This window comes from Thermogemmatispora sp. (genome assembly GCF_019683755.1).
Lineage (GTDB): Bacteria > Chloroflexota > Ktedonobacteria > Ktedonobacterales > Ktedonobacteraceae > Thermogemmatispora.
In genome coordinates this window covers 1-5,518 of sequence record NZ_JADGHT010000315.1, presented here as the reverse complement: position 1 = coordinate 5,518, position 5,518 = coordinate 1, and the positions used below count along the sequence as shown (strand labels likewise).

Genomic DNA, 5,518 nt, shown 5'->3' with positions numbered 1-5,518 from the left:
CACATTAGCGTGTGTCGCGGGGGCGCGGAGAGGTGTATACGAGACAGGACTATTATAGCGCGCATTCTCGAATCGCGCACGGCTCTGGCCTACGGTGGCAGTTTCATCTCCTACGAGCTATGTGACGGCTTTGCCATGCGCAAGCTGGAGACAACCTGGCTCATGCGTGGGCCGTACTGGCTACGCAACTGCCTTGATCCCGAGGGGGGGGAGATTGTTGACGCCATCGCCCGGCGTTTTGGTGTCAATGTCATTCACGGTGACGAGATTAGTGAGGTGGTCGCGCGGGATGGCGTGCCGGCCTATGTCAAGACGAAACAGGGGCGTGAGATCCAGGCAGACATCATTGGGGTGGGGCTTGGCATTACCCTTAACACCTCTTTCCTCAAAGGCACGCCTGTTGAGGTACGCACAGGGGTGGTAGTGAACGAGTACCTGGAGACGAATGTGCCGCACGTTTATGCTGCCGGCGACGTTGCCGAGTTTTATGATCCGACGATTGGCCGTCACCATACGATGGGGACCTGGGATAATGCCTTGGCGCATGGTCGCATTGCTGGCATCAACATGGCGGGTGGCCATGAGCCATATGTTGATGTTCCCACCTATACTAGCCCGCTCTTTGACGTCAATATTGCTGTTATTGGCACCGCTGAGTCAAACAATCCCGAGCTAGAAAGTGTCTCGCTGCGTGAGCCGGGCGAAAAGGGCCATGAGAACTACCGCAAGCTGTTTTTGCGTGACAACAAGCTCGTTGGGGCGGTGATGATAGGCAGTCCCAAAGGACGCAAAAAGCTTGTCGAGCTGATCAGAAATCAGCAGGTGCTGGCCAGTCCTGCTGAGCGCGAGGCTGTCTTGACCCTGAAATAACGCTCCTTTTGGGCTATCGCGCTTGACGAAACGGAGCCGGTGGGGTACCGTAGGTACCATCAAGTGCTGTCAGACTCGCCAACTCAGGCAGGTCGTGATTACGCGCCGGAGCGAGCATATGCAGGAGGGAGTTCGTGGCCGTTTTCTGTCCGCATTGTGGCAAAGCTTTGCCCAGAGAAAATGCACGCTTCTGCAATAATTGTGGGAGGTTTCTGCCTCCAACAAAGCACTCTGCTCCTTCCACTGCTGCTAGCGGGGGGTTGCCCTCAGAGGGTTCCCTGCCAGCCCAGGAGCCAGGCAGCAAGGTGCCAGCTCCTGGCAATGTGCCGCCGCCCTGGCTGGATCAGTTGGATCGCGAGGTGGCCAATCGCCGCTGGAGGGCACCACGGCGTGACTCGCTTGAGCGCTTTCCCGACCTGCCTCGGGAAACGGCGAGTGCTTTTCAGGCCGATGCCTCAGACTCAAATGAAGCTCAGCCCTCGCTTTCTCTGCCTCAAGCCGACTCTCGCTCAGAAGAACAGGAGTCAAGTGCTCTAGAGAGCCAGTCAGAGACTGCAGCGGTAGCGGAGGCTTGGCGTCGGGCCTGGCTGGCGGATGCTCCGACCTCGGCGGTACCTGCGACGCGTTCCGAGTCAGCTCAAGGTGAAGAGGCTGGCTCAATGGCTTCTTCAGAAGGGGGGACGCGCTCTGCCCGTGTGCTCTCCCCCCGTGAGTTGCATGTGCGCGTTTGGGAAGAGAATGAGACCTTGATTATGCCTCAGCCAGAGGTCACCAGTGAGGCTGAGACGCAGCAACTGCCCGGGGCGGCTGCTCTGCCGGAAGGGCGACCCCGGGCTGAGCAGATCTTGGCTTCTTCCCCGTACAAAAGCGAATCTGGGCAGGGGCTTGTCTTGGAGCGCGAAGCCGAGCCGAGGCCTGCGGCGCAGATGGCCACAGAGAACCCAGGCACTGGTCAGCAGTATGATCAGCATCAGCAGGCTGTCGACGATCTTCCCACTATGCCGCTCAAGGCCAGCCCTGGGCCAGGACTGGTTATCGAGCGAGCCTCGACGCCGCGTCCTCCCCAGTGGCAGAGACGTGGCCTAGGCAAAGAGGCGGGGATGACTGAAGCTGAGCAGAAAAATGCTCTGGCTGGCTCCAGTGGCATTGAGGAACTGGATACTATGCGGCTCGCGGCTCAAACGCCTGCCGCGGCCTCGTCGGCCTCGGCGGTGGATGCTGGCTTGCGGCGTGCTCAGCCTGTTACACCTCTCCCAGCTTCCCCTATCACACCTTCGGGCTGGTCGTCTTCCTCCTTATCTGGAATACGCGAGACCCCTCTCTTTACTGGGTCAGCCACAGGGGTCGGGGCGGGCGCGCCGTCCTTCAAAACGCTGGAGGCTCCAGGCTGGAGTGCTGGCGAGGCAGAGCGAACACCGCAGAGGGCCGTTTCCTCTCTTCGTCAGTGGGAGGCCGAGGAGACGGCGGCCCTGCCCCAAGTGGAGAAGCTCGCTGCGTCAGCTACACCCCGTTCAACTCCTCTCGAGGATGCTTCAGGCACTCCACGGCGGCGCAGGCGACCGCTGGCCGTCGTGGCTTTGGTCCTGGCTTTGCTACTCATCAGCGGCGGTCTGACCGCCTGGGTAGTCGTTTACCAGCCTTTTGCGGTCCCGCTCATTACTCAGCCTCTCCGTCCGTTTAGCGATCAGCGTCTCGGAATAGCACTCTCCTACCCGCAAGGGTGGAGCTATCAGGTGGATTATCAGAAAGGGAAGGTGGCCTTTAGCGATAGCACGCACACTGGACAGTTGGTCATTGTGGTAGCGCCGGCAGAGGAGCAAGATCTAAGCCATTATCTCCAGAAGGAGGCCGGCCAGGTAGGTCTGACAAACGCCAAGCCGGGAACCCCTCTCACCTTCGGGGGGGCAAGCTGGCAGCAGCTACGGGGAACAGTGACGATCGCGGGTGCCAGTTATACAGAAACCCTGCTGGCTACAACTCATGCAGGCCATCTCTACACATTTATGCAGCTTGCGTATCAAAAGATCTACACAGATGAAGAGAAGCAGGTCTTTGGGCCGGTGCGAGCTTCCTTCCGCTTTCTGAGCTAAGCGTAGACGGGCGAGACCGGCGAAACTGGGGAGGCTGGCTTCTCGTGGAAGAAGTGATCTGTCTATCCCCTATCGCGACGGAACTATGTTATAATGTGCGCGATATCCGGTGCAGGCCTATTCCCCCCCCGGGAGTATGCCCTGCATCGAGAGATGGGATAGCTGATAGCTCCCCATGCTTCACGATCGACGGACAGTGTGGCGTAGATCTGGTGATCAGAAAGGAGGGCGTGGCGGTAGAGCCCAGCCGCCGCGCAGACCTGGCAGGCTTATGGAAGACATTCGCTTCGAACGACACTTCCGCACACCCTACTCAGAAGGCTATTACATTATGCAGGGTAATAGCCTGCAGAACAGCACGCGCCTTGGTACCATTGACATCCATTTCACAACCACGGCGGTGCACGGTACCCTGATCCTGGAACGCGAGCTGGAGGAGGCTGAGCTGACCAAACTGATCGAGCAAATTGACGAAGACCTGGTCCTTTCAGCAGACATGCCGCGCGACGACTTTCTGGTGAGCGTCTACGTCGGCAGGGATGTCGGCTTCTACAGCGATGAGTATTTCGCCGGGGAGGGTGAGCGAGGAGCCGACCTCAGCGATGAGGATGAGGTATAATGTCGTGGCTTCTGTCTCATCCTCGCCGCTGCCCGCGAAGAGAGGCTCACGCGGAAGTCAAGCCGGCAGAGCGCGCTGGGCAGGCGGGATTGACACGCCGCACAGCTAGTCTTCCAGCAAGCCGCGCCGCATTGCATACTTGACCAGCTCGGCGCGGCTATGTAGATTCAATTTGTCCATAATGTGGGTGCGGTGTGTGTCGACGGTCTTGGGGCTAATGACCAGGCGTTCGGCGATCTTAGTATTGGTATAGCCCTCAGCCACCAGCTTCAGAATCTCCCGCTCTCGCTCAGTGAGACTCTCATAGCTATCCTTCTCCTCACCGGCGCGCACACGCTGAAGATAGTCGCCCACCATGACCGATTGGGCCACCGGCGAAAGATAGACCTGGCCATTCTGAATAACATGCAGTGCAGAGATCAGGTCAGTATCGGCGGCCTCCTTGAGCATGTAGCCAGAGGCCCCTGCACGCAGGGCCTGAAAGATATACTCATCGTTCTCGTGCATTGTTAGAATGAGGACCTTGGTCTCGGGGACCTGCTTTTTGATTTGCCGCGTGGCCTCGATTCCGCTCATATCAGGCATGGTGATATCCATCAGCACGATATCAGGCTGGAGGCGAAGCGCTTCCTGGAGGGCCTGGCGGCCATCCTGCGCTTCGCCAACCACTTCCATGTCGGGCTGAGCGTTAAGCATCATCTTCAGGCCGGCGCGCAGAATCGTGTGGTCATCGGCCAGGAGAATACGAATCTTTTGTGAGGCTTTTGTTGTCGTAGTCATACCTTCACCGGACCTCCACGCGGTTGCTTCTCCGAAGGCGTCAACTCTCTGTATGTGGCGGACTCAGCATCGCTCTGGCGCAAGGGCAGGCGCACCTCAATCGTGGTTCCCTCGCCAGGGCGCGACTTGATTTCCAGGGTGCCATCAAGCAGAACGGCCCGTTCCTGCATGCCAGCCAGACCCAGGCCACGCTCCTGGCCCGGCGTCTTCATAAGGGCCTCGACATCGAAACCGCAGCCATTATCGCTGATCGTGGCGTAGACAGCTCCTTCCTCCTCTCGCAAGACAATGGAGACCTTCGTCGCATTGGCATGACGGGCGGTATTGGTCAGCGCCTCCTGTACAATGCGGTAGAGCACCGTCTCCATCTCGGCGGGTAGCCGACCCTTAAAACCTGTGGCTGAGAACTCTACCTCGATCGAGCACTTCTGTTGATATTCTTTAATATACCAACGTAGCGCTGGCAGCAATCCCAGGTCGTCCAGGGCGCTGGGGCGTAAATCAATACTCAGATTACGGATAGCGCGCAACGTTTGATGAGCCAGATTGCGCGTATCGGCAATGCGCTCACGGGCCTCGGGGCTGGTCACCGACTTCTCGAGGATCGCCAAGCTGATCAGCAACGAGGTGAGCATCTGGCTGGTTTCATCATGCAACTCGCGAGCAATGCGCTTGCGCTCCTGCTCCTGGGCGTTGATAATCTGGGTTGAACGCAGGCGCGAAGCCTCGTCAATAGCCTCAAGCATCACATTGAAGGTAGCGGCGAGCTGGTCAGCTTGGGGATCAAGCCCGGTCAGAGGCGCGCGTAGAGAACGCTCACCCTTCTGGACTCGGCTCATGACCTTACCGAGATCCATGAGAGGCCGAAAAGCAATCTGCAGCAGCAGGAAATTCAGGGCTACACTCACCAGCCAACCCACCGTGATAAAAATGATCAGCGAGGTGGGAGTTGCCAGCCCTTGCCGGCTATCATTCAAGTGGGAGGCCAGCCAGGTACCGCCGGTGGCACCAACAAAGATGATTAAGCTATTAGCAATCAGAACTTTATAGAAGATGGGCAGGCTGAGCAGGGGTCTCAGCAGCCGTGGCCAGCTCTGTACCCCCGACCCGGCCTGAGTTGTTTTGCGCTCCATAGCTCTCGAACCTCTCTACACTTGGC

Annotated in this window: 5 protein-coding genes and 1 pseudogene; 4 read left to right on the top strand and 2 right to left on the bottom strand. The window is 58.5% G+C overall.

Going from position 1 to position 5,518, the window contains the following annotated elements; all coding sequences use genetic code 11:
* The 4 genes and pseudogenes from IRZ24_RS16200 to IRZ24_RS16190 form a co-directional block, all read left to right on the top strand.
* Positions 1-870, top strand: an 870-nt coding sequence (locus IRZ24_RS16200) for an FAD-dependent oxidoreductase (protein WP_297166328.1), incomplete at its 5' end; no start/stop codon positions are given.
* 134 nt (positions 871-1,004) lie between these two features.
* Positions 1,005-1,076: pseudogene (locus IRZ24_RS19880) on the top strand (zinc-ribbon domain-containing protein); the annotation flags it as partial.
* 99 nt (positions 1,077-1,175) lie between these two features.
* Positions 1,176-2,960 carry a hypothetical protein gene (locus IRZ24_RS16195; RefSeq protein WP_297166324.1) on the top strand — a complete coding sequence of 595 codons (1,785 nt, stop codon included), beginning with the start codon at positions 1,176-1,178 and terminating at the stop codon, positions 2,958-2,960.
* 271 nt (positions 2,961-3,231) lie between these two features.
* Complete coding sequence (locus IRZ24_RS16190) at positions 3,232-3,579, top strand: hypothetical protein (RefSeq protein WP_297166321.1); 348 nt, start codon at positions 3,232-3,234, stop codon at positions 3,577-3,579.
* Between the two features lie 105 nt (positions 3,580-3,684).
* Here the strand turns inward: IRZ24_RS16190 and IRZ24_RS16185 are convergent, their stop codons facing one another.
* Together IRZ24_RS16185 and IRZ24_RS16180 are read right to left on the bottom strand one after the other, a co-directional pair.
* A complete protein-coding gene (locus IRZ24_RS16185; protein ID WP_297166318.1) occupies positions 3,685-4,359 on the bottom strand; it encodes a response regulator transcription factor in 675 nt (224 codons plus the stop codon).
* Entirely contained in the window at positions 4,356-5,492 is a 1,137-nt protein-coding gene (locus IRZ24_RS16180) for a sensor histidine kinase (RefSeq protein ID WP_297166314.1), read from the bottom strand. Before IRZ24_RS16180 ends, IRZ24_RS16185 begins: the two co-directional genes overlap by 4 nt.
* Between the last annotated feature and the right edge of the window lie 26 nt (positions 5,493-5,518).

Bases quoted from the DNA above. Each gene is read 5' to 3' on its own strand.
- IRZ24_RS16190 (WP_297166321.1), top strand. From the start codon at position 3,232: ATGGAAGACATTCGCTTCGAACGACACTTCCGCACACCCTACTCAGAA.
- IRZ24_RS16185 (WP_297166318.1), bottom strand. From the start codon at position 4,359: ATGACTACGACAACAAAAGCCTCACAAAAGATTCGTATTCTCCTGGCC.
- IRZ24_RS16180 (WP_297166314.1), bottom strand. From the start codon at position 5,492: ATGGAGCGCAAAACAACTCAGGCCGGGTCGGGGGTACAGAGCTGGCCA.